The sequence below is a fragment of the Leisingera sp. ABD4_442 genome (assembly GCF_056160905.1).
The window spans coordinates 190,842-216,867 of the sequence record NZ_JBSWYB010000003.1 but is presented as its reverse complement, the minus strand read 5'-3'; the positions used below and the strand labels follow the sequence as shown (position 1 = coordinate 216,867).

Genomic DNA, 26,026 nt, shown 5'->3' with positions numbered 1-26,026 from the left:
CGGCCGCCTGCGCCGGAAACCATTGTCCCGATGGACCGAAGGCCAGTCATGCACTAACAATCAAACCGGACCAGTCAGATCAGGCTCCCCAGCTCAAAAATATCAAGCCTACATCAACAAGCTGGAAGGGTCGGCCCGCACGTTTTTCGATACGGAGTTCAACGGCAAAGAGTTTGTTGCCACGAAACGTCAGGTCGTGCGCCGACTCTATGGGATTTTGGAGAACCAGACCTTTGAGCGGATGTTCACGCACCCCAAGAGCAAGCTTGACCTCTTTGCGGAGATGAATGCGGGTAAGGTCATTCTGATCAACACGGCCAAAGACCTCCTCAAAGAACAAGGCACAGAAATCTTTGGCCGGTTCTTCATTGCGCTGATTGCCCAAGCGGCCCAAGAACGGGCAGTGCTTCCCAAATCAGAGCGGAAAGCAACCTTTGTGTATGTGGATGAAGCAAGCGATTACTTTGATCGTAACGTCGGCATCATCCTGTCACAGGCCCGCAAGTACAATGTGGGGATGGTGCTGGCGCATCAGTTCTTGGGGCAGCTCGAACCACGCTTGCAGGATGCGATCTCGGCCAACACGGCGATCAAGTTTGCAGGGGGCGTCTCTGCCAAAGATGCCCGTTCACTGGCAAACGATCTGCGTGCTGATGCCACGTTCATCACAGAGCAAACCAAGCTCAATTTTGCCGCGTTCATAAAGGGGCAGACCAAACGTGCCATTTCGCTCGGCATTGAGCCAGGGCAGATGGAGCAAGCTCCTCGGATGAGTGCAGAAGATCGCGTAGAAATCAGAAATGTCATGCGCGAGCGCTATGCGGTGCATTACACCCAGCTTGGCTCAACTCAGGAGGAGCCTTCAGAACCAGAAGAAAACAACAGCCCTCCGCAAGACAATGGTGAACCGATGCCATGGTGACGCCTTCCCTCGATACTTTGGGACGCCGAAGCCGGTTCGAGCGCTGCCCGCGAGGCAAACGCTTGCGGCTCACGCCCCGCGATCAGCAGATTCTAGAATGGCTGTACCGTTACAGATATCTGCGCCTTGATCATCTCTCGCGTATTCTGGCCCCGAAATCTCCAAAGCGTTTGGCAGAACGATTGGGCGACCTTTTCCATGAGACAGGATTTGTTCACCGGCCCATGCTGCAAGCGCCGCTGTTTGATGCACGCGCCACACCCATGCTCTATGAGATCAGCGAAAAGGGTGTTTCCTACCTGGAAGCACTGAATGCGTTGCCACACCGTGCTGTCACCTTCTCCCGCCGGAACCGGGAAGCGTTCAGCCCTCAGTTTCTTCACACAATGATGATCATTGAGGCCCTGCTTGAGATTGAGCTATCGGCGCAAGCGACCGCAGATCAGAGGTTTGTCCCCGTTGACGAAATCCTGTCACGTGCACCAGAGGCGACGAGGAACGCCAAGAACCCGCTTGCGATTCCTGTTTGCGTTGGCGGAGTGAACACGCACATTATTCCAGATGCGCTCTACGGCATCGAGTATCAAATAGGCGGTGAAAGCCGCTACCGCTTCTGGGCGCTGGAGTGTGAACGCACAAGTCCTGCCTATCGCTTGGATACATCAGCATCCAGCAGCGCAAAGAAACGCACGGCCTATACCGCACTTTTCAAAGCCCAGACTTATAAATCTCATTGGGGTATCCCGAATCTGGATGTGAACATCCTGGATCAGAAGGGAAACTCAGCAATGCTGTCTCCTTGAACTCATGCAGAGTGGAAATCTAAGTGAGCATTGCTGAACATGCCTAAGCATCCAAAACCATCAGATTCATGAGACTAAAAAGAGACTAAACCCGCTGCGGGGGTTGCTCAATATCTCATAAGTGATTGATTTTGTTTGGAGGCGAGTACCGGAATCGAACCGGTGTACACGGATTTGCAATCCGCTGCGTCACCACTCCGCCAACTCGCCTAAGCCGATGTGGTAGGGGCGTATTAGGTGATTCCGAAGGTGAGCGCAAGGGCCTCTGCCGCGCAGTTCCTCTCACTATTCTATTCTGTTCACATTCCTCGCCTCTCGAGGCTTTGCGGGCGCATCGCGAGGCGCCGGCAACGGTCAGGCCGGCCGTCCAACGCCAAAGGGATGGCCAACCGCAAGCAGGCTGAAGGCTTCGCATGACGCATGGCGGAGCGGGTCATGTTCCGAGCCATTGTTTCAAGAACACAAGGGCGGGTCACTTCAGATTTCATTCATCAAGCGTGTTAAGCGTCCAGCTGAACAGAGAGAAACGGTAAAGTCCGCTGTTTCAAACCGCCTTGGTTTTTATGCCTTTTTCAAAGGGGACAGAGAAATGATTTTATGATATAATGCTGTAGTTGAGTGTCAACTTGAGGGGCGGTTGAGACCATCTGACACGCAAAGAGAAATCGAATGTTTGTCATGAGAATTTCGGACTCTCATGGCCGTCGTTTGATATGTACTGCGCCATGGTTGTCTTAGGGTTCTTGTCTGGTTGTAAGTGGTCCTTCCGGCTGCCGTTTGTGTTATTGCGGGGTTGGGTATTGTACGGTGGTTGCTGAAATGGCGGTTGTTGAGTTTTCCTCCCCCTTCGAAGTCGGGTCTGATGTTGGAAGTATCTATTTTGACATCGGAGAATTTGTCGATAACGAAGCGAAGTTGCGGTATGTCATTCTTCGGAGCGAAGCCACTGAAAGTTTTTATGCAGAGTACTTAATACGGGGACTCAAATTTAATGATCGTGGCGAGGATGATATCGCAAGGTATGTCATCACCGAGGGCGATATAGAGGAATATCACCAGTATTCGTCTTCTGAAAAGGCAGAAGGTGATCATGTGTTTTCTGTGACAGGCTTGAATATCCCGGCAATTAACGTTTTCAAGGAAAATCCGGAAACGGGGAATTCTTTCTTTAACATGTTCTATGGCGGGGAGGATGATTTTACGGGATCATCCGGGGCGGATACAATTTTTGGGTTTAAAGGCGATGACGTCCTTAACGGCAGAGGGGGCAAGGACGTTTTGTTGGGCGGGGGCGGTGAGGATCGTATCCTTGGCGGTAACAGGGGGGACCGGTTGGAAGGAGGCTCCGGAGCTGACCGGTTATTAGGAGAAAAAGGCAATGATACCCTTATGGGAGGCTGGGGCAGCGACACATTAAAGGGCGGCAGCGGTGCAGATTCCCTTGCGGGCGGGGGCGGAGACGATGTCCTGAGAGGAGGGGGCGGGAATGACACCCTAATAGCTGGGGCAGGCAGCGACCGGTTATTCGGCGGAAATGGCAATGATTCCATCGAAGGCGGACGCGGCCGGGACAGTGCCTTTGGCGGTGACGGAGAAGACAGTATCTTTGGAGAGGGTGGCCAGGATTCGCTTGAAGGCGGAGACGGGGCGGACCAGCTTGATGGCGGGGCTGGCGGCGATGTTCTAAGGGGCGGCGCAGGCGAAGACCGGCTGACCGGGGGGAGCGGAGCAGACACTTTGTCGGGCGGCCCGTCTGAAGAAACAATGGACGTTTTTGTGTTTCGAAGCTTCTCGGATAATGGCGAGGGCGCGGAGCGCCGTGATGTTATCGAGGATTTCGACGACGCTTTTGACAAGATTGATCTCAGCGGCATCATCCTGGATGAAATCCGGGGGCAAAATCTTCATGTGGATCTTGTCGAAACGGTTATTTCTTTCCCGCCTGGCGCCGATGAGCCTGTGTTTGTTGACGTGTTTGAGCATCTTTGGCCGGATGATGGCGATTCTGATCACGAGCCTACTGTCGGAGAACCGCTTGAAGATGTGGATATTGTCTTAGGTATCACCACGGATGCTGAGGGGACCCATATTATCGCCAGTATTGTTTCGGATAATGTTCCGGATCCAAGTTTCCTTGATGGCGGTTTTGAGATTTTACTGCTTGGGGAGCATGACTTGACAGAATCCAACTTTTTGCTGCCCGTTTGAACCTCCTAGAAAGGTTTTGGAGTGTTCGGCGGAACCGATGTTCAAGGGGGGATATCTGGAATTGTCTTGGCGTGACGGGGGAATGCAGTTGCCCTCTCGCGGAGTCGATGCTGGAATTTGTGAAATGTGTTGGGGGGAACTATGAAGCGGGATGTGCGGTATCTATTAATAAACGCTCTCTTGGCCAGTGCGGTTTCAGGTCACGCAACTTCGGCCGGGGGGAGTGCAATAAACGGGCAATCTTCAAGTCCAATTGAGTTCCCAAAACTTCTCCACTTGGCGCAAGTGACAGGGCCTTCGATCGGCACAGGACAGACTGGCGGAGGCAACACGAATGCCGGAACGAATAATGACACTGATTTGGGAGGGGGGGCAAACGCATCTGCCCCTGCATCTGAAGAAGCGATAAGCAACATTGCGCTTAAAATACAGGAGGCATCCATAGCGTGCGGTAAAATTCCGGACAAATACGTCGTGGATTGCCTGGCCAGAACGCTGCAAACTGCGGCGGATGAGATCCCGAACAATTCGGATTTGAGACGGGCAAAACGAACGTTGCATCAAGCCGCCTCTGAGCTCAGGAGCCTGGTGCGGCGGAATACTGACGGGACGCAGCCAAGAGTGAGAGTGCGGCTGCCCGGGAGTTCATCGCAGGCGCAACGGCTGACGCCACCGATAAGTCCCGTGGCACCTGAAGCGATTGAAACCGTCAAAGCCGAAGCATTCCGAATAGTGTCTGAAGCTGAAACGACACTTCTCAGGTCTGCAAACTCTTCCCGAACACGTTCCATCCACTATCAGCGTCTTGCCGAAGCCGTCGGGTCAAGCAAGCTGCTTTTGAGGTCCTGAGGTTCCGGGCCGCGCTGACATTGCAGATCGCCGGGAGCGCTTCACCGCGTTGAGCCCGCGGTGGTCACATGCTGTCGGCAGCGGCCGCGGATTGAATGGCTTGGGCAATTAGGGCCGGGACCCCTGGCAGGCCGCCAGCGGACGGCATCACAAGCCCCTGAAACCCGGCTGTTTCCAGCGCTTCGGGGATGTCTCCTGTGACGTGATCGCCAGACTGGGCAAAGAACGGCAGGCAAATGGCCTGCCTGGGCAACGGGGCTGCGGCCGTTTCCACGCGGGGGGATTGCTCGACAAAGCCAAGCGACAGCGCGCAGCCCGGCAGCAAAGGACGCAGCCGGGCTGCAAATTTTTCTGCGGCCTCCGCCGCCTTGGGGCCGCGGGCGGAGCCATGGGCGGCCAGCAGCAGATGAAGGCAGCTGAGAGGCCAATTCTGTTCCGCCGCAGCTTGCTGCACGGCGTTTGCGGTGATCTGCGGCAAGCCGGTATCAAGGCCGAAGGGCACGGCCATGCGGTAGGACCGCCCTTGCAGCCGGCCTGGGAGCGCTTTGCTGGTGAAAAAACCCCGCGACATGAAGAAGGGATAAACAACGGCGCCGTCTTCCATGACCTTTTCCAGGCGTCCGGCGGCGGCAAGGGTTGCGGAACGCACATCCCAGCCGGGCAGATGGCCTGCCACCCTGGCCGCAAGATCTGCCAGGGAGGCTTCTGCCGGCGCGGGTGCAGAGGGCTGGCCATGGGCTGTCAGGATGGCGGTGCGCGGTGGTTGAGACAAGGCGGGATCCCGGTTTGCTGAGGCTGCGGCTGTGCCGCTGGGCTGGCTTAGATCTGGGGGGCATGCCCGGGGAACCGCAAGAGGTGAGCGGATTTTTTTTCGGCGCCAAACGCAAACGAAAACAAGGTGGTTGACCTTCCCCTGAGCTTCACCTAAATCAGCAAACACTCTGAGCGGGTATGGTGAAATGGTATCATAAGAGCCTTCCAAGCTTAAGGTGCGGGTTCGATTCCCGCTACCCGCTCCAGCGTCTCCCTGAACTGTTGGTATGCGGCGTTTAGCAGCGCGGCTTGGGATCCCCGGCTTGCGTTTTAAACCCGCTCTGCGCTTGACGCGCGGGGCCTGCGGGGCCATGAACCTTTGGCAATTATGCGGGCATCGGGACCCGCGGGACCAAAGTGCAGAAGGATCCGGAATGGCGCGGAATAATGCGGCCCCGAATGCGGAGCAAGAGCGGGAGAAATCCCGGAAGATTGGCGTGCTGTCGGCGCTGTGGCCGTTCATGCGCCCCTACCGCCTTCTGATGATGGCAGCAACCTGCGCGCTGGTGCTGACGGCGGCTTTGTCGCTGACACTGCCCTTGGCGGTGCGCCGGGTGGTGGACAATTTCCGGGTGTCTGATTCCGAGCTGCTGAACCTTTACTTCAGTGCCGCTCTGGTCATCGCGGCGCTGCTAGCCGTAGGCACCGGTGTGCGCTATGCGCTGGTGACGCGGCTGGGTGAACGGGTGGTGGCCGATATCCGCAAGGCGGTGTTCGACCGGGTGATCGGCATGAGCCCGGAGTTTTATGAACGCATCATGACCGGCGAGGTGCTGAGCCGGATCACCACCGACACCACTCTGATCCAGTCGGTGCTGGGCTCGTCGGTATCGATTGCGCTGCGCAACCTGCTGATTTTCCTGGGCGGCATGGTGCTGATGCTGCTGACCTCGGCGAAGCTCACCATGATGGTGCTGCTGATCGTGCCGGCGGTGATCGTGCCGATCCTGGTGCTGGGCCGCCGCCTGCGCGCCATCAGCAAGGAAAACCAGGACTGGATCGCGGCGTCCTCCGGTAACGCGGGCGAGGCGCTGGGGGCAGTGCAGACGGTGCAGGCCTTCACCCACGAGAGCGCCAGCCGCGAGAAGTTTTCCGAGCTGACCGAAACCTCCTATGACGTGTCGCGCCGCCGTATCCAGACCCGCGCAATGCTGACGGTGATTGTGATTTTCCTGGTGTTCTCCGGCATCGTGGGCGTTTTGTGGATGGGCGCCAACGACGTGCGCGCCGGTGTGATGTCCGAGGGCACGCTGATCCAGTTCGTGATCTATGCGGTGCTGGTGGCCGGATCGGTCGCGGCGCTGTCGGAAATCTGGAGCGAGCTGCAGCGCGCTGCCGGTGCAACCGAGCGGCTGGTGGAGCTGCTGAATGCCGAGGATACCGTGCTGGACCCGGTTGCGGCCCAGGTGCTGCCCGCGCCGGTGAAGGGGGAGATTGCGTTCGACAACGTCTCCTTCCGGTACCCGTCGCGTCCGGATGTGTCGGCGCTGGACGAGGTGTCGCTGACGGTGAGACCCGGTGAGACTGTGGCCTTTGTCGGCCCGTCGGGCGCGGGCAAGACCACTATCATCCAGATGCTGCAGCGGTTTTATGACCCCAACCAGGGCGCGGTGAAACTGGATGGTGTGGCGCTGACGCAGCTGCAGCGGGATGAGTTCCGCCGCCATATTGCGATGGTGCCGCAGGATCCGGTGATCTTTGCCGCCTCCGCGCGCGAGAACATCCGGTTCGGCCGGCCTGAGGCCACCGATGCCGAGGTCGAGGCCGCGGCTGCAGCGGCCGCGGCGCATGAGTTTATTTCGAAACTGCCGGACGGCTATGACAGTTTTGTCGGTGAGCGCGGCGTAATGCTGTCAGGCGGCCAGAAACAGCGGATTGCCATTGCCCGCGCCATTCTGCGGGATGCGCCGGTCTTGCTGCTGGACGAGGCGACTTCGGCGCTGGATGCGGAAAGCGAGCGTCTGGTGCAGGCCGCGGTGGATGAGCTGAGCCAGGGCCGCACCACGCTGATCGTGGCGCACCGTCTGGCCACGGTGAAAAAGGCCGACCGGATCGTGGTGATGGACCAAGGGCAGATCGTTGCCAGCGGCACCCATGACGAACTGGTGGCCGCGGGCGGGCTTTATGCGCGGCTGGCCAAATTGCAGTTCACCGAAGGGCTGGCGGCGGAATAAGCGCTGAGCAGATTTGCAGTAGAAGCGCCCCGGAGCTGATCCGGGGCGTTTTTCGTTGAAAACCGCCCGTTGCCGCGAACTGGCGCCACGTCATGCTGCAAGCTGCCTTGGCGTGACCCTGCCGCGGCGCTTGCGCAATCACGCGTTTGCAATAGTCTGGGCAAAAACAGAGTCACACTCCGTGCACCACCCGTACACCGGCTGTGCACCGGGGGAGGGAACGGGGAGGAGAATTATGGGTTTTTCCGGAAACGCGGACCGCGATGCGCTGCAGAATGAAATGCCGTATGAGGCGCGGGACCTGCCGGCCACTTTGTACGGGCTGCTGTCGCGCACTGCGGACAAGTACCCGAACAGCAAGGCAGTCAGCTATCAGATTTTCTCCGGGCCGCAGGACAAGGCGGAGACGCTGACCTGGCGCACGCTGAAGGAGCAGGTGAGCCAGGCCGCCAACATGTTCCGCTCGTTGGGGATCGGCGAAACGGACGTGGTGGCCTATGTGCTGCCCAACTGCAACGAGACGCTGGTCACCATGCTGGGCGGCGCGGTGGCGGGGATTGTGAACCCGATCAACCCGCTGTTGGAGCCGGAGCAGATCGCCTCCATCCTGCGGGAGACCAAGGCCAAGGTTGTTGTCACCCTGCGGCCCTTCCCGAAAACGGATGTGGCGCAGAAGGTGGCTGAGGCAGTGCGCCATGCGCCGGGCGTGAACACGGTTTTGGAAGTGGACTTGAACCGCTATCTGACGCCGCCGAAATCCTGGATCGTGCCGCTGGTGCGGCCCAAGATGGACGGCCGGCCCAGCCATGCAGACTATCTGAACTTCTCCAAGGAGATGGCGAAACAGCCCAAGACGCTGAATTTTGCCGACAGCGAAGGCGACCGGGTGGCGTGTTATTTCCACACCGGCGGCACCACCGGGATGCCCAAGGTGGCACAGCACAAGTATTCGGGGCTGGTCTACAATGGCTGGCTGGGCAGCACCCTGTTGTTCACCGAAGAAGACAACATCATGTGCCCGCTGCCGCTGTTCCATGTCTTTGCGGTGCATGTGATCATGATGGCGGCCATCGCCTCTGGCGCGCATGTGGTTTTCCCGACGCCGCAGGGGTATCGCGGCGAGGGCGTGTTCGACAATTTCTGGAAACTGATCGAGCGCTGGAAGATCACCTTTATCATCACCGTGCCTACGGCCGTGTCGGCGCTGATGCAGCGGGAGGTGGATGCCGATATCTCGTCGGTGAAAACTGCCTTTTCCGGTTCGGCACCAATGCCGATGGAGCTGTTCAAGCGGTTTGAGAGCGCATCGGGCGTCACCATTGTTGAGGGCTACGGCTTGACCGAGGCCACCTGCCTGGTCAGCTGCAACCCGCCGGGCGGTGAGAAGAAGGTGGGGTCCGTCGGCATCCCGTTCCCCTATACCGATGTGCGCATCGTCAAGCAGACCAACAACGGGGCGCTGGAATGCGGACCTGACGAGGTGGGGGAGATCTGTGTATCGAACCCGGGCGTGTTTGCCGGCAACACCTATACCGAGGCCGACAAGAACGCGGATCTCTACTACCAGGAGAAATACCTGCGCACCGGCGATTTGGGGCGGATCGACGAGGATGGCTACCTGTGGATCACAGGCCGCGCCAAGGACCTGATCATCCGCGGCGGCCACAACATCGACCCGGCTGAGATCGAGGAGGCGCTGCTGGGGCATGATGCGGTGGCCTTTGCCGGGGCGATCGGCCAGCCGGACGCGCATTCGGGCGAGCTGCCCTGCGCCTTTGTCGAACTGGTCGATGGCGCCAGCGTCAGCGAGGCGGAACTGCTGGAGTACTGCAAGGTGCATGTGCATGAGCGGGCCGCGATCCCCAAGCATTTGACGGTGCTGGAGGAGCTGCCGAAGACCGCGGTAGGCAAGGTGTTCAAGCCTGATCTGCGCAAGATGGCGATCACCCGCGTTTACAATGGCGCGCTGGAGCAGGCCGGCGTGGCCGCCCGTGTTGTCAGCGTCATTGATGACAAGAAACGCGGGCTGGTGGCGCAGGTCGCCGCCAACGGCAGCCCGGAGGCGGAGATCAATGGCGTGCTGAACAATTTCACACGGCCCTGGGAGCCTGCCGCGGCAGCGTGATCCTGCCGCAGGGCGTGGGATAAAGGGCGCCCTCCGGGGCGCTTTTTCTTTCAGGCATTCCATTTACGGGAGACTCTGCCTAGGCTCTGGAAAACAGGGCGCGCAGGGAGGCTCGCAGATGGATTATGAACGGCTGATCGACGAGGAGACCTGGGACTTCATCCAGAAGACTGGGGAACTTTATCCCGATGATGCCGTTGATATGCCGATCGAGGAGCAGCGCCGCATCTATGACTGTATGGCGCGGGAATTCCGGGTGCCGCGGCCGGATGTGGTCTCAGCTGCGGATACCTCTGCCAAAGGGGTGCCGGTGCGTGTCTATACAGCGGGCGATCCGACCCGCACGGTGCTGTTCTGCCATGGCGGCGGTTTTGTGGTCGGGGGGCTGGACAGCCACGATGATGTCTGTGCCGAGATCTGCGCCCAGACCGGCTACCGCGTGGTGGCGGTGGATTACCGGCTGGCGCCCGAACACAAACACCCCGCCGCATTCGAGGACGCCTGGGCGGCGCTGGAGTGGGCCGAGGAGGTTTATGGCAAGGGGATCGTGCTGGCAGGCGACAGCGCTGGTGCCAATCTGTGTGCGGCGGTGGCGCATCACGCGCGCGGCCGGACCGATGCCATCCTGGGCCAGGTGCTGGTCTACGGCGCCTTTGGCGGCGATCTGGACCAGGGATCCTACGTAGAGCACGCGCAGGCGCCAATGCTGACGCGCGAGGATGTGATTTACTACACGGATATCCGTGCGGCTGGCGAGCAGCACAAAACCGACCCGCTGTTTGCGCCGCTGGCTGACAGCGATTTTTCGGGCTTGCCGCCGACAGTGCTGGTGACGGCGGATTGCGATCCTGTGCGCGATGACTCCCGCGCCTACCGCGACCGCATTCTGGACGCGGGCGGCAAGGCCCATTGGATCAATGAACCGGGGCTCATTCACGGCTACCTGCGTGCGCGCCACAGCGTGACCCGGGCCCGCGACAGTTTCGAACGCATCTCAATTGCCATTGAGGCGCTGGGGCAGGGGATCTGGTCCTATGATGAGTAGCAGCGCGGCCTAGCCGGCATAGTCCCGGCATTGCTCCTGAAACAGCGATGTGTCCAGCCAGCCGCCGCTGACGGTTTGCCAGTCCGGGCCGGAGGTGGTGACATAAGTCCAGCTGCCGGCCGGGATATGCGAATAGCTGACATAATCGCCGGGGGTGATCTGCCCGATCAGCGGCGCATCCGGCCTGTGCCCGGCCCGCAGCCCGATAACCGGGCCCAGCCAGCCCAGGCAGGCGCTTTCGAACTCATCGCGGACCGGCAGGTCCCACAGTTGGTAGCGCAGGAACAGATCGTCCAGATCCAGATAGGTCTGCTTGTTGTTCACCCGGCAGCCGAAACGCGATTCCATCTGCTTGACCAGGGCCACCATGCGTTCGGCCTGCGGCGGCAGCGAGACGGATTTGCCGGTGCAGTCGCCGTTGTTGAACACAGCCTGGCCCAGCGGTGAGCCGAAGCAGTAGCCAGCCCGGTCAATCACCGCGTTGCGGGTGAACCACAGATCGTGGCAGGCGTCGCTGGCCAGAGCCGGGGAGGCCAGCAGGGAAACGGCAAACACAAGGGATTTCATGGCAATCCTTCCTGACAAATGAAAACGGCGGCTGCGTGCCAGTCTAGCACAGAGCCGCCGTAAAAAGTCAGGAGCCTGGGGTTACTTCAGGAAGGGCTCCGCCTTCATGGTCTCCGCAATGGGCGCGCCCAGGCGCTTGAGGATGGTCGGGGCCAGCTGGCGCTGGTCGATCACGTCGCCCTGGTCCGGCCCGTCCGCATCGCCAAAGTAATAAAGCGCGGTTTCCTGCTGCAGCGCGCCGCGGCCGCCGTGGTGGCCGCGCTCGTCCTGGCCGTGGTCGGCGGTGACGATCACCTCATAGCCCAGGTCGCGCCAGCGGGTGATGAAGGGGGCCAGCATCTCGTCCATCACGAAACAGGCGTGGTCCATTTCCTGGCAGTCGTGGAAAAAACGGTGGCCCATGCTGTCCAGGGTGCAGGTGTGCAGCATGCCGTAATCGAGGCCGAAGCGCAGGCAAAGGTTGGTCAGGGTGCCGAACAGGTCGACATCCGAGGGCGTCATCTGATTGTCCTTGCCATAGCCGGTCATCGAGTGGAAGCGGCCATGGTTGATGGTTTTGCTTTCCGGCTCGTCATATTCGATGTCGCGCACGTAATCGAAGGGATGGCGGTTGAAGAAGGAGGACCAGTAGCTGTGCGCAACGGCACCGGTCACGCCGCCCGCTTCGCGGACCTGGCTGAACACGTCTTTCTCTTTCAGCCGGAACACATTGGCGTTGCCGGTGCAGCCATGGATGGCGGGCGCCACGCCGGTGTGGATCGAGGCATAGCAGCTGGCCGAGATCGACGGCAGAACCGCCCGCAGCTTCCAGACGCGCGCGTCGCCGCTGTCAACCCAGCCTTCGAGGTTGCCGAACAGGCGGCGGAAATTGCGCCACGGCACACCGTCCAGAATGATGAGCAGGAGTTTGTTGTCCATTCGCCGAATCCTTTTGCATGGCAGAGGCCTCAGTGCTGCATCTTCATGCCTGATTCTTGAATTGCCATTCAAAAAAAACGGCAGAATGGCCTGTTTCCGCCACTTCCCCGGGAAACATTCCCCAGAAACGGATGCCGCAGGCGGGCAGGCTGTCAGAATGCGGTGCCCAGAACGTAAAGGCCTGCCAGGATCAGCAGCGCGCCGGTGGCGAAGGCAAACGCCCTTGGGTACGGAACGGTCTTTTCTGCGAGGACATAAAGCGCCAGGCCGGTGATCCAGTACAGGTTCATGATGCCGCCGGCAAACAGCAGCAGCATCAATGCCCAGCAGCAGCCCAGGCAGAAGGTTCCATGGTGGGCGCCCATCAGAACAGCACCGGCCGCGCCTCTGCGATTATGCGCAGTCAGGAATTGCACCGGCATACGGCAATGATTGAGACAGGCGTGCTTGTAGGGGGTGAACTGATAGGCGCCCGCCGCCAGCAGCACCGCACCGCCAAGGGCGCGGCTGCTGAGCGACATCATCGGGCCATCGGACAGGCCCATTGTTTCGAGCCGCCATTGCAGGGCGGTGGCAGCCGCAGAGAAGAAGGCCCAGGCCAGTAAGTAGCCGCCCAGGAACAGCAGGCTGAGAACCGGCGCTTGCAGCGCGCTGGCACCGGCCTTCTTGATCGCGGTGAACAGCAGCAGCATCGGGGCAGCGCTGGGCGTCATCATGGCGATCATCATGATCCACCACATCAGGAAGATCAGCGCCCCATAGGCAGGCGTCCAGACTGTGTTCCCGCCCATCTGCATCGGCTCCCCGATCGGGCGGGCCATGCGGGTCATCTCGATGGCGCTCATCCCCATACCGATGCCGGCCACCGTATATAGCGCGCTCAGCAGCACAACCGCAGCAACCGCACCAAGGACAACCGCCTGCTCATGGCGGGCCAGTCTTTCTGCCGCGCCTGGTCCGTGCCGGTCCGGAGCCGCGGCAGCGTCAGGCCGCCCGGTCAATGCCTCTGCCTGTCAGGTGCAATTCGGCGACATGGGCGTGGGTTCCGCTGTTCTTTTCCAAGCTGATGGCCGAGCCTGGCGTCCGGGTCGTGCCCTGGCATACGGAGGCTTCGGAATATTCAAACCCGTTCGGCAGCTTGATCTGCACCGAATGCGGCGCGCCGGAGACGATATGGGCGATCGGCGCGACCTTCGTTTCGCCGATGCTGCCTGCCTTGCCCTGGCCAATCCCGGTTTCCGCATCAAAGCTCAGCGACACGGCGGCGCTGAGAGTTTCATGCCGGGTCGTGCACATCGCGTTGAAGACAAAGAACATAGTGGCGAACTCATCGGTGTCCTGTCCGGTCATGATGGCCTCCAGCGCGGCCTTTTGGTCCGGCGTGGCGCGTTCATCAATGATGAGCTGCATCTCGCCATTGCCTTCGTGAATGGCGCCGGGCCATTTGTAGATGGCGGCGGCCAGCAGCCCGTCCAGAACCGTATCCCCATGGTGCCCCTTGTCGATGCGGAAAGTCAGCATCGCTTCGCAGGTGCCGTCATTGGGCAGCTGCGAGAATTGGCAGGGGCAACCGGGGAGGCAGTTGCAATTGGCGATTTCAAACCCGTGAATGGCCCAGTCTTTCATGACAGTCCCTCCTGTTCTGCCTGCGCAAGCAAAACTGCCCGGAAAGTTCCGGCTGGGCCTGTACGAAGAAAGCCGCACATCTTTGATGTTGCTGTTATTTGCAGCTGGGTCCGCCGCATTCTCCCCGGTGGCGAAAAAATATCACATTCAGATGCATTTTTGAATGAAAAAGCCCCCGCCCGGGCGGGCAGGGGCTGTTTCAGAAGCGCTGAGAGCTTAGTTGCCGGCGCTTTCCATCTTGCGGTTGGCGATCACCTCTTCCAGCCAGCCCAGCCGCATCTCGGGGACAGAGCTGAGCAGCAGGTCGGTGTAATCGTCAAACGGCGGGCTCAGCACCTTGGACTTGCCGCCGTAGCGCTGGACCTTGCCCTGATACATCACCGCGATGTTGTCGGAGATGGCGCGCACGGTCGCCAGATCGTGGGTGATGAAGAGATAGGCCACGTCCTCAATCTTCTGCAGATCCAGGAGCAGCTTCAGGATGCCGTCTGCCACCAGCGGATCGAGCGCCGAGGTGACCTCGTCGCAGATGATCATCTTGGGCTTGGCCGCCAGCGAGCGGGCAATGCAGACGCGCTGCTTCTGGCCGCCGGACAGTTCCGCCGGGTAGCGGTCTATGAACTTCTCGCCCAGTTCGATCTCATCCAAGAGTTCGATGATCCGTTTCTTCTTTTCCGCGCCGCGCATGCCGAAGTAGAATTCCAGCGGGCGGCCGATGATGGTGCCGACGGTCTGGCGCGGGTTCATCGCGACGTCCGCCATCTGGTAGATCATCTGCAGCTCGCGCAGGTCCTCGCGGGTGCGGCCCGCCAGATCCGGCGAGAGCTTGCGGCCGGCAAATTCGATCTCGCCCTCGCGCGGCGGCAAGAGGCCGGTGATCACCCGGGCGAGGGTGGATTTGCCGGACCCGGATTCCCCCACCACCGCCAGGGTCTGGCCGGGGTAGAGATCGACGTTCACATTGTGCAGCACGTCGAACTGGGTGCCCTTGTAGCGCGCGGTGATATTGCGCACGCTCAGCACCGGATCGGGGGTCGGGGCCTTTTCCTCATGCTCGATGGAGCGGACCGAGACCAGGGCCTTGGTGTACTCCTCCTGCGGATCATTGATGATCTGGTCAACATTGCCGTATTCGACGGTGTTGCCCATCTTCAGCACCATGATGTCATCGCTCACCTGTGCCACAACCGCCAGGTCGTGGGTGATGTAGAGCGCGGCCACGCCGGTGTCGCGGATTGCTTCCTTGATCGCCATCAGAACGTCGATCTGGGTGGTCACGTCGAGCGCGGTTGTCGGCTCGTCGAACACCACCAGATCCGGCTCCGGGCAGAGCGCCAGTGCGGTCATGCAGCGCTGCAGCTGGCCGCCCGACACCTGGTGCGGGTAGCGTTCGCCGATATTGTCCGGATCCGGCAGGCCCAGCTTGGCAAACAGGGTGCGCGCGCGGTCTTCGGCCTCCTTGCGGGAGAACTTTTTCTGCTCCACCGCTGCCTCAACCACCTGGTCCATGATCTTCTTGGCCGGGTTGAAGGAGGCAGCCGCCGATTGCGACACATAGGTCACCTCGGCGCCGCGCAGTTTGCGGATGTCCTTGTGGCCGCCCTTCAGGATGTCGCGGCCGTTGACCCAGACCTCGCCGCCGGTGATCTTCACGCCGCCGCGGCCATAGGCCATTGACGCAAGGCCTATGGTCGATTTGCCGGCGCCGGATTCGCCGATCAGTCCCAAGACCTTGCCGGGCGCGAGGTCAAAGCTGACCCCGTGCACGATCTCGATGTCGCGGGGGCGTTCGCCCGGCGGGTAGATGGTCGCGCCGATTTTCAGGTCGCGGACTTTCAACAGGGTATCGCTCATCCGCGGCCTCCTTTCAGCGATGTGGTCCGGTTCAGCACCCAGTCGGCAACCAGGTTGACCGAGATCGCCAGGGTGGCGATGGCAAAGGCCGGGATCAGGGCCGCAGGAATGCCGTAGACGATGCCTTCCTTGTTCTCCTTCACGATGCCGCCCCAGTCAGCCTCAGGCGGCTGCACGCCCAGGCCCAGGAAGGACAGGGTGGAGACAAACAGAACCGCGAAGATGAAGCGCAGGCCCATCTCGGCGATCAGCGGCGACAGCGCGTTGGGCAGGATTTCGCGGAAGATGATCCAGGCGGTTTTTTCGCCGCGCAGGCGGGCTGCCTCGACGTAGTCCATGACCTCGATGTCGACCGCAACGGCACGGGCCAGGCGGTAGACGCGGGTGGCATCCAGAAGGCCCATCACGATGATCAGCATCGGAATGGTGACAGGTGCAACCGACAGCACCACCAGGGCAAAGATCAGCGTCGGGATCGACATCACCAGATCGACAAAGCGCGACAGCGCCTGGTCGACCCAGCCGCCCATCACCGCGGCAAAGAAGCCAAGGACAGAGCCCAGGGTGAAGGACAGAACAGTCGCAGCGGTGGCGATGAAGATGGTGGTGCGGCCGCCATAGATCATCCGGCTGAGAAGGTCGCGGCCGATGTTGTCGGTGCCCAGCAGATAGTCTGCGCTGGAGGGCTCCCACACATCGCCGACCACTTCGCCGACGCCATAGGGGGCCAGCAGCGGCGCAAAGATGGCGCCGAGGAAGTACAGGGCGGTGAAGAACAGCCCGATGAGTGCGGAAATGGGGATATTCTTCATTTCGGGTGCCTCAGGCGCGGGTTGCTCAGGATGGCGACGATATCGGCGATCATGTTGAGACCGATATAGACGGCGGCAAAGATCAGGCCGCAGGCCTGCACCACAGGCACGTCACGCTTGGACACGTGGTCGACCAGATACTGGCCCATGCCGGGGTAGACGAAGACCACCTCGATCACCACGACGCCGACCACCAGATAGGCGAGGTTCAGCATCACCACGTTGACGATGGGCGCAATCGCGTTCGGGAAAGCATGGCGGTAGATCACCTGGAAGGCGTTGAGGCCCTTGAGCTCAGCCGTTTCGATATAGGCCGACTGCATCACGTTGAGGATCGCAGCGCGGGTCATCCGCATCATGTGGGCCAGAACAACCAGTGTCAGCACGGCAATCGGCAGGGCGATGGCGTTCAGCTTTTCAAACAGGCTCATGCTGTCGTTGACCATCGCAACGGACGGGAACCAGCGCAGCTGCACCGCAATGAAGAACATCAGCACGTAGCCGATCAGGAATTCGGGGATCGAGATCGAGGCCAGGGTGACGGCCGAGATCAGCTTGTCAGGCCAGCGGTCCTTGAAGCGGACGGCAAGAAGGCCCAGGAAAATCGCGAGGGGAACGGCAACCACGGCAGCCCAGAAAGCCAGGAACAGAGTGTTCCAGAAACGGCCGGCAATTGCGGTGGTGATGTCCTGTCCGCTGGTCAGAGCAGTGCCAAGGTCGCCTTGCAGGGCGCCGAACAGCCAGGAGAAATAACGCTGAAGCGCCGGTTCGTTCAGGCCCAGTTCCTTGCGCAGGTTGGCCAGGGCTTCAGGGGTGGCGGATTGGCCGAGAATGGATTGAGCAACATCACCAGGCAAAACGATTGTGCCGGCAAAGATCACCATGGAGATGAGCAGCAGCAGGAGAAGGCTCAGCGCAATGCGCTGAGCCAGAAGTTTTACGATCGGGGACATATTAGGCTTTGACCCACATCTTCATAGGCGCGTAGCCGTTCATCAGGGGCTGGCCTTTGACGCCTTCCACCCAGCCGTCGATCTTGTCGGTGGTTGCATCGACAAAGTCGTTGAACATCGGGCAGATCAGGCCGCCTTCGTCGCGCAGAATGGCCGACATGTCGGCATACATCTGGGTCCGCTTGGCAACATCCAGTTCGCCGCGGGCGGCAACCAGGATCTGGTCGAACTGCTCGTTGAAGAAACGGGTGTCGTTCCAGTCTGCGTCCGACTTGTAAGCGGTCGAGAACATCTGGTCCTGGGTCGGGCGGCCGCCCCAGTAGCTGGTGCAGAACGGCTGCGCGTTCCAGACTTCCGACCAGTAGCCGTCGTTCGGCTCGCGCTTGATGTCCAGCTTGATGCCGGCGCTGGCGCAGGACTGCTGGAACAGCGCCGCCGCATCCGGAGCGCCCGGGAAGGAGTTGTCCGAAGTGCGCAGCAGGATGCCGCCGTCGTGGCCCGATTTCTTCAGGTGGAACATGGCCTTATCCGGGTCATATTCACGCTGCTCGAACTCGGTATACATCGGGTAGGAGGCGTTGATCGGGGTGTCGTTGCCGATCGAGCCAAAGCCGTTCAGGATCTTGTCGACCATTTCCTGGCGGTTGATGCCGTATTTCAGCGCCATCCGCACGTCGTTGTTGTCGAACGGTGCGGTGTTGCAATGCGCGATGAAGACGTAGTGGCCGGCAGCAGCGGTGGAGTGCACGGTGACACCCGGGGCGCGGCCAACCAGCTTGGCGGTCTTCGGCGGCACCCGGTCGATCAGGTCGACCTGGCCGGACTGCAGCGCGGCAACACGGGCGGTGTTGTCGTTGATCACCACCAGCTCCAGAGTGTCGGCATTGCCCAGGTCGCCCCAGTAGTGCGGGTTCTTCTCCGCCACGAAACGGACGCCCATGTTGACGTCTTTCAGCACATAGGGGCCGGTGCCGATGGCAGCTGCCGGATCGTCCTTGCCGCCATTGGGCTGGATTGCCAGGTGGTAGTCGGACAGCAGATAGGGCAGGTCGGCGTTGGGCGAGTCCAGCTCAAAGATAACGGTGTCGCCGTCGGCGCGCACGTTCTTGATGCCGCGCATGATGCCCAGGGCGCCGGATTTGGTTTCCTCGCCCGAGTGGCGGTCCATGGTGGCGACAACGTCGTCCGCGGTCACCGCCTGGCCGTTCGAGAACATCACGCCCGGGCGCAGCTTGAAGGTCCAGACGCTGGCGTCGGCGGAGGCTTCAAAGCTTTCGGCGACCTTGCCTTCGATGCCGCCGTCGGGTGCCAGCTCAACCAGCGGTTCGCCCCACATGCGGATCAGCATCAGGCCGACCTGGTTGGTGGTCAGCGCCGGGTCCAGGCTGTCGGTGGTGGAGCCGCCCTGCAGCGCCATGCGCAGGGTGCCGCCTTTTTGCGGGCCGGCGGCCTGGGCTGCGCTGGACAGCAGCAGGTTTGCGGAAACAGCGGTAAAGCCCAGTGCGGCCGCCTTGCCCAGGAAGTCGCGGCGCGACAGCTTGCCTGCCGCAGCCTGGCTGGCCAGATACTGCATGTGTCTGTTCATAGATTTCTCCCGATTGGTTGCGGTGCTGTAAGCACCCGTTTTTTGATTGGTGGTTCAAGATTTGCGCATTTGCTGCAACCTCGCAAGCGTTATTCTCGAAACGCTTTGCGGAGCTGTAAACAGGCTGAAAGCTTCGGTCGGGGCGGTGTCGCCTTTCTTAAGTAAGGTGCCGTTTTTACGTGTAATGCCCAGCTTAGAGCAAAAAAACATCAGGAATGCGACAGGAAATATTTGTGCTTCTGGCTGACGGAAATTTTACGAATCTGGCAGGAAGGGGCAGGTGTGCTGACCCATGTTGTGAAAGAATCGATGTTTTTGCGCCAAAAAACGGCGTCCTTGCCGCACCTGGGCAAGTGTGCGGGGGGCGGCAGTGCCGCAAAGGAATGTGCCTGGGGCAGCCGCTGGCGGCTCATCTGCGGGGGGGCGGGTGTGGCGGCAGTTCAGAGCTGATCCGTGTCCATCCAGATGGTGACGGGGCCATCGTTCAACAGCCGCACTTTCATATCAGCACCAAACCGGCCCTTGGCAGTTTTCAAACCAAGTGCGGCCATCCGCTCCGCGAAATATTCATAAAGCCGCTCCCCGTCAGCCGGCGCTGCGGCGGCGGAAAACCCAGGGCGGTTGCCGCGGCGGGTGTCGGCGGCCAGGGTAAACTGGCTGACCACCAGGACGCTGCCGCCGGTGTCGCGCACGGAGCGGTTCATCTTGCCGTTTTCGTCCTTGAAGATCCTGAGTTTGGAGATCTTGGCCGCAAGCTGGTCTGCCTGCGCTTCAGTATCGCCATGCATGGCGCAGATCAGGATTAATAGCCCGGGGCCGGTTTCCCCGATGATTTCGCCGTCTACCGTCACCGAGGCCTCGCTGACCCGCTGTATCAATGCCCGCATTTTCTCTTCCTGTCCTGTCTTAGCCGCGCCAGTCCGCGAATTCTGCCAGCGCCGCCCGGCTGGTGCGGAAACTATTGGCCGGATTATCCCCATCGGCATAGCCAAAGGAGACCGCGCAGAGGATGACCCTGTCGTCCGGAATGTCCAGCAGCCCATGCAGCAGCGGCGCAAAGGAAGCAACCGCCGCCTGGGGAATGCTTGCGACACCAGCCGCTTGCGCCGCCAGGGTAAAGGCGGCAACAAACCCGCCGCAGTCTATCGCGCCATAAGGCCCGAGTTCTGCGGGAGAGGACAGAACCGCGCAATGCGGGGCCCCGAACAGCCGGTAATTTTCCATCATTTGCCGGGCAGAGCCTGCCCGGTCTCCCTTTTGCACCCCGACGGCCTCATAGAGCGCCCAGCCGCAGTCGCGCCGCCGCTGCTGGTATTCGCCGCTATAGGCATCCGGAAACTGCAGGTCCGGGTCATGACCGCCGCCTTCTGCCGCCTGCAGCAGGGCTGCCCGTATCCTGTCCGTCTCCGCACCGCTGCAGATTGTCACCTTCCAGGGCTGTGCATTGCACCAGGAGGGCACCTTTTGCGCGGTTTGCAGGATGGCCTCGATCACGGCCCGCGGTACCGGATCCGGACGGAAGGCGCGGCAGCTGCGGCGGGCGGCGAACAGGGCGTCCAGGCTTGGCAAATCGGGGGTCACATCCAGTCCTTTCCGGTAGCTGCCGGTCAGACTGGCGACTGTAATCCGCCTGCGCAAGCCACAGTTTTGCGCGGGATCAAGGCGGTGCCGCAGCGTCAGAGGTAAAATGGGCCGAAACTAGAAAGGAGGATGAAGAATGGTGGAAAAAACCGAACATGGCGGCTTTTGGCCGTCGCTTTACGATCCTTTCCGCAGCTTTGGCGCCCGGCTCGCCGACTGGCTGACTCCGGCAACCGAGGCGTCCTCCGGGCAGGAGGCCTATGACATCGCCATGGAACTGCCGGGTGTTGCGCTGGAGGATGTGGAGCTGACCGTGGACAACGGGGTGCTGACGATCCGGGGCGAGAAGAAGACCCAGTCCGAGAAGACAGGCGACACCTGGTATTTCAGCGAGCGCCAGTATGGCGCGTTCCGCCGTTCCTTCCGCCTGCCGGAGGATGCGGACGGGCAGGCGGCCTCTGCCCGGATGCAGGACGGCGTGCTGCATATCGCGGTGCCGAAACGGGCGCTGGAGCAGCCGGAGACCGCCCGCAGGATTGAAATCAGCAAGGGCTGACAGGGAGGCTGGCCAAGGGTTCCGGCTCAGAATCCGGGGAAAGGAACCGGCCGGTTCAGGAAGGGGGCGGCTGCGCCCCCTTCCGCTTATTTGCAGGAGCTACTGCTGGCTGGCGACTAGGGCGATGCCGGCACCGATCAGCAGTGCAAGCAGAACGGCAAGGGCTATTTTCCAAACTGAGTAGGGCCGCTCGCCCTGCACCCGGCCGGATTGGCCGTTGACCACAAAACGGTAGGTCTTGCCGCGGTATTTGTAGGCGGCCAGCCAGACCGGCAGCAGGATGTGCTTAAAGGTCACCTCAGACACTTTGGTGTCGATATGGGCGATGCGCTGGCGGTCGCCGCCGATGTCGAACCTTACGTCGCGCTCGATCACCCGGTCCATTTTCTGCCCGGCCTCGGCAAAGCCTGCCTCCAGATCCACGGTGTAGGCCTCGGCCCGGAACCCTGCCAGATACTGCGGCTGATAGGGTTCCAGCTGCGCCAGGTCCCAGGGCTCCAGCGCCTCGGTGTATTTCTTGGGAAGGCTGTTCGAGGCCAGCACCAGCACATCGTCGAAAAACCGCTGCACCCGGCCTGAGACCGGCGTCCAGCGCACCTTGGAAACTTGCCGGGTCTTCGTCTCGCCGTCCTGCTGGTAGGTCTCGGTCACATAATAAACGATGCCGCGCTGGCCGGTATAGGCGCTGCGGGCCTGGGCGTCATAGGTCCAGTAGGGTACATAGATCCCCTGCATCCGCCGCCCCTTGCGGGCATATTCCCTGAGACCGTTCGGGGCGAACCACAGGCCGCCCAGCCAGTCCGTCATCGCCCTGTGCGCTGCGCGTTCCTCCACTGCAAAGGGCAGCACGCCCTTGGGCTTGATGTGCCGGTTCTCGCCGGTGCCGGTCACCATGGGTGTGGCGCAGAACGGGCATTCCTTGGCGTGGGTGTCCGGGTCGAATTCCACCTGCGCGGCGCAGTTGGGGCAGGCAGAGACCCGGGTGATTTCGATCTCCGCCTCCGGTAGCTGCTCTGCCACCGCGGCGCGGAAATCCAGTTCCTGCAGGGCGCTGCCTTTCCACGGCCCGCTGCGGATGCTGTCCGTATGGCCGCAATGGCCGCAGATCAGGGTGCCATTGGCCGGGTCGTAGGTATAATCCGCGCCGCATTGTTCGCAGGGAAAGCGGTGGCTCTCTTCATTGTTGGAGGCCGCAGAAGAGGGCGGCGGCGGGGGCATGGTCACGGGAGCAAGCCTGTCGTGCAGCAGAGGTTGGAGTTAATCGGAGCAGATCAGCCGGCCGGAGGCGGCGGCGGGGGAGGCGGCGGCAGGATGGTGAACAGCTGTGCCAGCTCCATCACATCGCCTGCGCGTTTCCAGCCGTCCTGGCCCGGGGTCCAGACATGGGTTTCGCGGGTCAGTGTGCCCTCCTGCGCCATCCGCCCCATCCGGGCCTTGGAGAAGGGGCCGGAGGTCTGCCCGTCCACCGCGATATGCCAGACGTGTTCGACCGGCGGCGGGGGCGGTGCGGCGGGGGCGGCCTGCGGGGCTGCGGCAGGGGCTGCCGGTGCGGCGGCAGCGGGGGCGGGACGGGCGCCCCAGGGACCGGAGGGCTGACCCGCTGCCATATTGCCCATCTGCTGGGCCATCGCCATGCCCATGCCCATGCCCATCCCCATGCCGGCGCCCATGCCGCTGTTCGGGGTTTGGGCTGCTGCGGTCATCGCCTCGGCCGCGGAAAACTGGGTGTAACGGCCCAAGTCGCCCAGCACGCCCATCTGGGTGCGCTTGTCCATCGCTTCCTCCACCGCGGGGGGCAGCGAGATGTTTTCAATGTAAAGCTCGGGCATCATCAGGCCATATTCGGCCAGGGTGCCGGAAATCTCTGCCGCCACCAGCTTGCCCAGGTCGCCGGTATTGGCGGCCATGTCCAGCACCGGGATGCCGGAGCCAGCCACCACGCGGGAGAACTCCTGCACGATGATATTGCGGATCTGATAGGAGATCTCATCCATGGTGAACTCGCCATCGGTGCCGACGATCTCGGTCAGGAAGCGGGCCGGATCGGCCACCCGGATGGTATAGGTGCCAAAGGCGCGCAGGCGCACCGGGCCAAACTCGGGGTCGCGGCAGATGATCGGGTTCTTGGTGCCCCATTTCAGGTCGCTGAAGCGGGTGGTGTCGACGAAGTACACCTCTGACTTGAACGGCGACTGGAAGGCATGGTCCCAGTGCTGCAGCGTGGTCATGATGGGCATGTTGTTGGTCTCAAGCATGTAGAGACCGGGGGTGAAGACATCGGCCAGCTGACCCTCATGCACGAATACCGCTGCCTGGCCCTCGCGCACGGTCAGCTTGGCGCCGTATTTGATTTCATGGCCCTCGCGCTCAAACCGCCAGACCATGGTGTCATGGGTGTCATCCACCCAGTGAATGACATCAATGAATTCGCCTTTGAGAAAATCGAAAATACCCATGTTTCAGGTCCTCTTACTTTGGCGGCCTACAGTTCCTGGCCCATCGCCTCGCGGGCGAGAATGCGGATCAGGGGGCGGGCCTGTTCCAGGCTCATCCCCGCCTTCAGCCTTGGATCATACAGCATCTGCAGCAGTTTTTCGTCAAAGCTGGTCAGCAGCGCAAATTCGTCGTCGTCGTTGAAGATCGAGGGCCGGGCCTGCGGGCTGTCGTTCCTGAGGCCCAGGCCTTGCGCGACTTCTTCGTGCACGCAGCTTTTGCGCACCAGATCGGGGTGTTCGGCGCGGATCAGCGCCACCCCGCGGCTATAGGACAGCGGATCGCCCTGCGGCCCGCCTGCCACCACCAGGCAGTAATAGCTGCGCGGCGGCGCCGCCAGCAGCGACAGGTCGCGGGCGCTGATCGAGGGCAGCAGCTCGCGCACCCGCTCGGCCACAAAGGCGCTGTCGTCCAGGCTGGCAAAGATCACGTGGAAATTGGCGCGCGCTGCCACGGTGCTGACGGGATGGCCGGTGATCCGCGCCAGCCTTGCCGCATATTCCGTCACCGATTGCCGGTCAGCGGCCCGTTGTTTGGCAGGCACGGACGGCCCGAACTCGGACACGATCCGCACCGGCCCGGACCAGCGGCCCAGACCGCCGGAAATTCCCGCGCCGCCGTATTCGTCGTAAAAGGCCAGCGCCTCAAAGCTTCTGGCCAGATCCTCGGCGTCATAGGGCGTATCAGGCCCGCCGCCGTCGGTGCGCAAGAGGCCGCGGGTCAGCAGGTCGCGCTCCAGGGCATTATAGTAATAGGCCAGCTGCTCACTGTCGGCAGAGGGTTTATACGCCGCGGGTTGCAAGGAGGCCGGCCGGGCCTGCGGCACCAGCGACTCCGCCTGGTCAAAAGGCAGGCAAGCGGTCAGAGCAGCCAGCCCGGCCAGGGCCGCCGCACTTTTCCGCATGGTCTGGATCGCCCGCACCCCGGCTGCCTTTCTTAGTTCGGCACCGCGGTGGCGGCGGTGTCGCCAACCCCGTCGCGGCGCGCCTTGGCGGCAGCCAGCGTGTCGCGCAGCTCGGCTTCCATCTTCTGCAGATCTGCCTCGGCGGCGGCGCGTTTGGCCTTGCCCTCATCGGCGATGCGCAGGCTGTCCTGGATGGTTCCGATTAGATCGGCATTGGCCTGCTTGACCGCTTCGATGTCAAACACGCCGCGTTCCATCTCCTGGCGGATCATCTCATTCGATTGGCGCAGGTTGGCGGCGTTGGATTTCAATAGCTCGTTGGTCAGGTCATTGGCGTCGCGCACCGCTGCTGCCGCCTGGGCCGAGCGCTGGATGGTCAGCGCCTGCGCCAGCTGGGTCTCCCACAGCGGCACGGTGTTCACGAGCGTTGAGTTGATCTTGGTCACCAGCGACTTGTCGTTCTCCTGCACCAGCCGGATCGAGGGCAGCGACTGCATGGTGACCTGGCGGGTCAGTTTCAGGTCATGCACCCGCCGCTCCAGATCGTCGCGGGCGGCGCGCAGGTCGCGCAGCTCCTGCGCCTTCATTACTTGGTCGTCCTCGGGGGCGGCCTGCACTTCAGCCTCTTTCGCTGGGATCGCGGTGCCATCCAATTCGGCCAGCTTGGCCTCGCCCGCCGCGATGTACAGCGCCAGCTCATCATAGAATTGCAGCGTCTTTTCATAGAGAAGATCGAGCGACTTGATGTCTTTCAGCAGCGTGTGCTCATGGCCCAAAAGGTCGTCGGTGATCTTGTCGATCTGCCCCTGCACGGTTTCATAACGCGCGGTGAATTTGGCAAAAGGCGCGGCCTTGCCCAGAAGCCGCTCCCAGAAGGTCGGCTTGCGGCGGATGTCCAGTTCAGAGACCGAGAAGCCGCGGATGGTGGTCACGATATTGCGCAGGCTGTCGCCGGCGGGCCCCACATCCTTGTTGCGCACATCGGCAAGCATGGCCTGGCTGATCGTTTGCAGTTCAGACTGCGCGGCAGAGCCGAAATGGATGATTGAGTTGGTATCGCCCATGTCGATCTGGTCCATCCGCTGCCGGATCCCTGCGCTGGTCGGCGCGTCGGCCTGTTCCAGCGGCTGCACCTCGGCTGCAGGCTCTGGCAGTTCAATGGCGGTGACCTCGTTAACAAGGGCCTCGGCCTGGGCGGCTTTTTGTTGAATGGCTTCAGACATGAACGGCTCCCCTTA

The 26,026-nt window shown here is 61.4% G+C and carries 23 protein-coding genes and 2 tRNA genes; 9 read left to right on the top strand and 16 right to left on the bottom strand.

All coding sequences use genetic code 11. The features are described 5' to 3' along the window. Together ACXAHG_RS04825 and ACXAHG_RS04820 are read left to right on the top strand one after the other, a co-directional pair. On the top strand, window positions 1-922 hold a 922-nt coding region (locus tag ACXAHG_RS04825), incomplete at its 5' end, for a type IV secretory system conjugative DNA transfer family protein (RefSeq protein WP_475056153.1). After that, complete coding sequence (locus tag ACXAHG_RS04820; protein WP_475056151.1) at window positions 916-1,725, top strand: replication-relaxation family protein; 810 nt, start codon at window positions 916-918, stop codon at window positions 1,723-1,725. The genes ACXAHG_RS04825 and ACXAHG_RS04820, both read left to right, overlap by 7 nt. Window positions 1,726-1,861: 136 nt before the next feature. Here ACXAHG_RS04820 and ACXAHG_RS04815 read toward each other — a convergent pair. Then, window positions 1,862-1,935 (bottom strand) — tRNA-Cys (locus ACXAHG_RS04815). Window positions 1,936-2,544: 609 nt separating this feature from the next. Between ACXAHG_RS04815 and ACXAHG_RS04810 the strand changes: the two genes are divergently transcribed. Beyond that, complete coding sequence (locus ACXAHG_RS04810) at window positions 2,545-3,933, top strand: calcium-binding protein (protein WP_475056149.1); 1,389 nt, start codon at window positions 2,545-2,547, stop codon at window positions 3,931-3,933. Between the two features lie 913 nt (window positions 3,934-4,846). Here the strand turns inward: ACXAHG_RS04810 and ACXAHG_RS04805 are convergent. Beyond that, window positions 4,847-5,554, bottom strand: coding sequence for a CbiX/SirB N-terminal domain-containing protein (locus ACXAHG_RS04805; protein WP_475056147.1), 708 nt, complete (start codon window positions 5,552-5,554; stop codon window positions 4,847-4,849). Between the two features lie 173 nt (window positions 5,555-5,727). On the opposite strand from ACXAHG_RS04805, the gene ACXAHG_RS04800 reads away from it, so the two are divergent. The 4 genes from ACXAHG_RS04800 (at window position 5,728) to ACXAHG_RS04785 (ending at window position 10,939) form a co-directional block, all read left to right on the top strand. Then, window positions 5,728-5,801, top strand: a tRNA-Gly gene (locus tag ACXAHG_RS04800). A gap of 168 nt (window positions 5,802-5,969) precedes the next feature. Beyond that, window positions 5,970-7,769 (top strand): ABC transporter transmembrane domain-containing protein, encoded by a 1,800-nt coding sequence (locus ACXAHG_RS04795; RefSeq protein WP_475056146.1) that lies wholly within the window; start codon window positions 5,970-5,972, stop codon window positions 7,767-7,769. 235 nt (window positions 7,770-8,004) lie between these two features. Further along, a complete protein-coding gene (locus tag ACXAHG_RS04790; protein ID WP_475056144.1) occupies window positions 8,005-9,894 on the top strand; it encodes an acyl-CoA synthetase in 1,890 nt (629 codons plus the stop codon). A 118-nt stretch (window positions 9,895-10,012) separates the two neighbouring features. Then, a complete protein-coding gene (locus ACXAHG_RS04785) occupies window positions 10,013-10,939 on the top strand; it encodes an alpha/beta hydrolase (protein WP_475056142.1) in 927 nt (308 codons plus the stop codon). Between the two features lie 9 nt (window positions 10,940-10,948). Here ACXAHG_RS04785 and ACXAHG_RS04780 read toward each other — a convergent pair whose 3' ends face one another. From ACXAHG_RS04780 to ACXAHG_RS04765, 4 genes are all read right to left on the bottom strand, one after another. Further along, window positions 10,949-11,506, bottom strand: coding sequence for a DUF4453 domain-containing protein (locus ACXAHG_RS04780; RefSeq protein ID WP_475056140.1), 558 nt, complete (start codon window positions 11,504-11,506; stop codon window positions 10,949-10,951). An 81-nt stretch (window positions 11,507-11,587) separates the two neighbouring features. Beyond that, window positions 11,588-12,424, bottom strand: coding sequence for an alkaline phosphatase family protein (locus ACXAHG_RS04775; RefSeq protein ID WP_475042256.1), 837 nt, complete (start codon window positions 12,422-12,424; stop codon window positions 11,588-11,590). A 152-nt stretch (window positions 12,425-12,576) separates the two neighbouring features. Then, the gene (locus tag ACXAHG_RS04770; RefSeq protein WP_475042257.1) at window positions 12,577-13,425 is read right to left on the bottom strand and encodes a DUF2182 domain-containing protein; all 849 of its coding nucleotides are present in this window, start codon (window positions 13,423-13,425) and stop codon (window positions 12,577-12,579) included. Then, a complete protein-coding gene (locus ACXAHG_RS04765) occupies window positions 13,409-14,050 on the bottom strand; it encodes a DUF1326 domain-containing protein (protein ID WP_475042259.1) in 642 nt (213 codons plus the stop codon). Before ACXAHG_RS04765 ends, ACXAHG_RS04770 begins: the two co-directional genes overlap by 17 nt. Here ACXAHG_RS04765 and ACXAHG_RS04760 point away from each other — a divergent pair. Further along, window positions 14,049-14,213 carry a hypothetical protein gene (locus tag ACXAHG_RS04760; protein WP_475056138.1) on the top strand — a complete coding sequence of 55 codons (165 nt, stop codon included), beginning with the start codon at window positions 14,049-14,051 and terminating at the stop codon, window positions 14,211-14,213. The two genes, ACXAHG_RS04765 and ACXAHG_RS04760, sit on opposite strands and share 2 nt — an antisense overlap. A gap of 53 nt (window positions 14,214-14,266) precedes the next feature. Here the strand turns inward: ACXAHG_RS04760 and ACXAHG_RS04755 are convergent, their stop codons facing one another. From ACXAHG_RS04755 to ACXAHG_RS04730, 6 genes are all read right to left on the bottom strand, one after another. Further along, on the bottom strand, window positions 14,267-15,904 hold the full coding sequence (locus tag ACXAHG_RS04755) for an ABC transporter ATP-binding protein (protein ID WP_475056136.1): 1,638 nt from the start codon (window positions 15,902-15,904) through the stop codon (window positions 14,267-14,269). Then, window positions 15,901-16,716 carry an ABC transporter permease gene (locus ACXAHG_RS04750; protein WP_475042261.1) on the bottom strand — a complete coding sequence of 272 codons (816 nt, stop codon included), beginning with the start codon at window positions 16,714-16,716 and terminating at the stop codon, window positions 15,901-15,903. Before ACXAHG_RS04750 ends, ACXAHG_RS04755 begins: the two co-directional genes overlap by 4 nt. Further along, window positions 16,713-17,669, bottom strand: coding sequence for an ABC transporter permease (locus tag ACXAHG_RS04745; protein WP_475042263.1), 957 nt, complete (start codon window positions 17,667-17,669; stop codon window positions 16,713-16,715). The genes ACXAHG_RS04750 and ACXAHG_RS04745 overlap by 4 nt, the downstream gene beginning before the upstream one ends. A gap of 1 nt (window position 17,670) precedes the next feature. After that, a complete protein-coding gene (locus tag ACXAHG_RS04740; protein ID WP_475056134.1) occupies window positions 17,671-19,254 on the bottom strand; it encodes an ABC transporter substrate-binding protein in 1,584 nt (527 codons plus the stop codon). A gap of 440 nt (window positions 19,255-19,694) precedes the next feature. Further along, window positions 19,695-20,141 (bottom strand): D-aminoacyl-tRNA deacylase, encoded by a 447-nt coding sequence (gene dtd / locus ACXAHG_RS04735; protein ID WP_475042266.1) that lies wholly within the window; start codon window positions 20,139-20,141, stop codon window positions 19,695-19,697. Between the two features lie 19 nt (window positions 20,142-20,160). Next, the gene (locus tag ACXAHG_RS04730; protein ID WP_475056160.1) at window positions 20,161-20,841 is read right to left on the bottom strand and encodes a nitroreductase; all 681 of its coding nucleotides are present in this window, start codon (window positions 20,839-20,841) and stop codon (window positions 20,161-20,163) included. Between the two features lie 130 nt (window positions 20,842-20,971). Between ACXAHG_RS04730 and ACXAHG_RS04725 the strand changes: the two genes are divergently transcribed. Continuing rightward, window positions 20,972-21,391 (top strand): Hsp20/alpha crystallin family protein, encoded by a 420-nt coding sequence (locus ACXAHG_RS04725; protein ID WP_475042268.1) that lies wholly within the window; start codon window positions 20,972-20,974, stop codon window positions 21,389-21,391. A 99-nt stretch (window positions 21,392-21,490) separates the two neighbouring features. On the opposite strand, the gene ACXAHG_RS04720 is transcribed toward ACXAHG_RS04725, so the two are convergent. From ACXAHG_RS04720 to ACXAHG_RS04705, 4 genes are read right to left on the bottom strand one after another with little or no spacing between them, the layout of a single operon-like run. Further along, the gene (locus ACXAHG_RS04720) at window positions 21,491-22,609 is read right to left on the bottom strand and encodes a TFIIB-type zinc finger domain-containing protein (RefSeq protein WP_475056158.1); all 1,119 of its coding nucleotides are present in this window, start codon (window positions 22,607-22,609) and stop codon (window positions 21,491-21,493) included. Between the two features lie 53 nt (window positions 22,610-22,662). Further along, window positions 22,663-23,847, bottom strand: coding sequence for an SPFH domain-containing protein (locus ACXAHG_RS04715; RefSeq protein WP_475056133.1), 1,185 nt, complete (start codon window positions 23,845-23,847; stop codon window positions 22,663-22,665). Window positions 23,848-23,873: 26 nt separating this feature from the next. Further along, complete coding sequence (locus ACXAHG_RS04710; RefSeq protein ID WP_475042271.1) at window positions 23,874-24,788, bottom strand: DUF2927 domain-containing protein; 915 nt, start codon at window positions 24,786-24,788, stop codon at window positions 23,874-23,876. Between the two features lie 32 nt (window positions 24,789-24,820). Beyond that, on the bottom strand, window positions 24,821-26,011 hold the full coding sequence (locus ACXAHG_RS04705) for a toxic anion resistance protein (protein WP_475042273.1): 1,191 nt from the start codon (window positions 26,009-26,011) through the stop codon (window positions 24,821-24,823). Between the last annotated feature and the right edge of the window lie 15 nt (window positions 26,012-26,026).

What these genes read in the sequence shown, in the direction of transcription:
- ACXAHG_RS04820 (WP_475056151.1), top strand. Translation starts at nt 916, where the DNA reads ATGGTGACGCCTTCCCTCGATACTTTGGGACGCCGAAGCCGGTTCGAG.
- ACXAHG_RS04810 (WP_475056149.1), top strand. Translation starts at nt 2,545, where the DNA reads ATGGCGGTTGTTGAGTTTTCCTCCCCCTTCGAAGTCGGGTCTGATGTT.
- ACXAHG_RS04795 (WP_475056146.1), top strand. Translation starts at nt 5,970, where the DNA reads ATGGCGCGGAATAATGCGGCCCCGAATGCGGAGCAAGAGCGGGAGAAA.
- ACXAHG_RS04790 (WP_475056144.1), top strand. Translation starts at nt 8,005, where the DNA reads ATGGGTTTTTCCGGAAACGCGGACCGCGATGCGCTGCAGAATGAAATG.
- ACXAHG_RS04785 (WP_475056142.1), top strand. Translation starts at nt 10,013, where the DNA reads ATGGATTATGAACGGCTGATCGACGAGGAGACCTGGGACTTCATCCAG.
- ACXAHG_RS04780 (WP_475056140.1), bottom strand. Translation starts at nt 11,506, where the DNA reads ATGAAATCCCTTGTGTTTGCCGTTTCCCTGCTGGCCTCCCCGGCTCTG.
- ACXAHG_RS04775 (WP_475042256.1), bottom strand. Translation starts at nt 12,424, where the DNA reads ATGGACAACAAACTCCTGCTCATCATTCTGGACGGTGTGCCGTGGCGC.
- ACXAHG_RS04760 (WP_475056138.1), top strand. Translation starts at nt 14,049, where the DNA reads ATGACAGTCCCTCCTGTTCTGCCTGCGCAAGCAAAACTGCCCGGAAAG.
- ACXAHG_RS04765 (WP_475042259.1), bottom strand. Translation starts at nt 14,050, where the DNA reads ATGAAAGACTGGGCCATTCACGGGTTTGAAATCGCCAATTGCAACTGC.
- ACXAHG_RS04755 (WP_475056136.1), bottom strand. Translation starts at nt 15,904, where the DNA reads ATGAGCGATACCCTGTTGAAAGTCCGCGACCTGAAAATCGGCGCGACC.
- ACXAHG_RS04750 (WP_475042261.1), bottom strand. Translation starts at nt 16,716, where the DNA reads ATGAAGAATATCCCCATTTCCGCACTCATCGGGCTGTTCTTCACCGCC.
- ACXAHG_RS04745 (WP_475042263.1), bottom strand. Translation starts at nt 17,669, where the DNA reads ATGTCCCCGATCGTAAAACTTCTGGCTCAGCGCATTGCGCTGAGCCTT.
- ACXAHG_RS04740 (WP_475056134.1), bottom strand. Translation starts at nt 19,254, where the DNA reads ATGAACAGACACATGCAGTATCTGGCCAGCCAGGCTGCGGCAGGCAAG.
- dtd (WP_475042266.1), bottom strand. Translation starts at nt 20,141, where the DNA reads ATGCGGGCATTGATACAGCGGGTCAGCGAGGCCTCGGTGACGGTAGAC.
- ACXAHG_RS04725 (WP_475042268.1), top strand. Translation starts at nt 20,972, where the DNA reads ATGGTGGAAAAAACCGAACATGGCGGCTTTTGGCCGTCGCTTTACGAT.
- ACXAHG_RS04720 (WP_475056158.1), bottom strand. Translation starts at nt 22,609, where the DNA reads ATGCCCCCGCCGCCGCCCTCTTCTGCGGCCTCCAACAATGAAGAGAGC.
- ACXAHG_RS04715 (WP_475056133.1), bottom strand. Translation starts at nt 23,847, where the DNA reads ATGGGTATTTTCGATTTTCTCAAAGGCGAATTCATTGATGTCATTCAC.
- ACXAHG_RS04710 (WP_475042271.1), bottom strand. Translation starts at nt 24,788, where the DNA reads ATGCGGAAAAGTGCGGCGGCCCTGGCCGGGCTGGCTGCTCTGACCGCT.
- ACXAHG_RS04705 (WP_475042273.1), bottom strand. Translation starts at nt 26,011, where the DNA reads ATGTCTGAAGCCATTCAACAAAAAGCCGCCCAGGCCGAGGCCCTTGTT.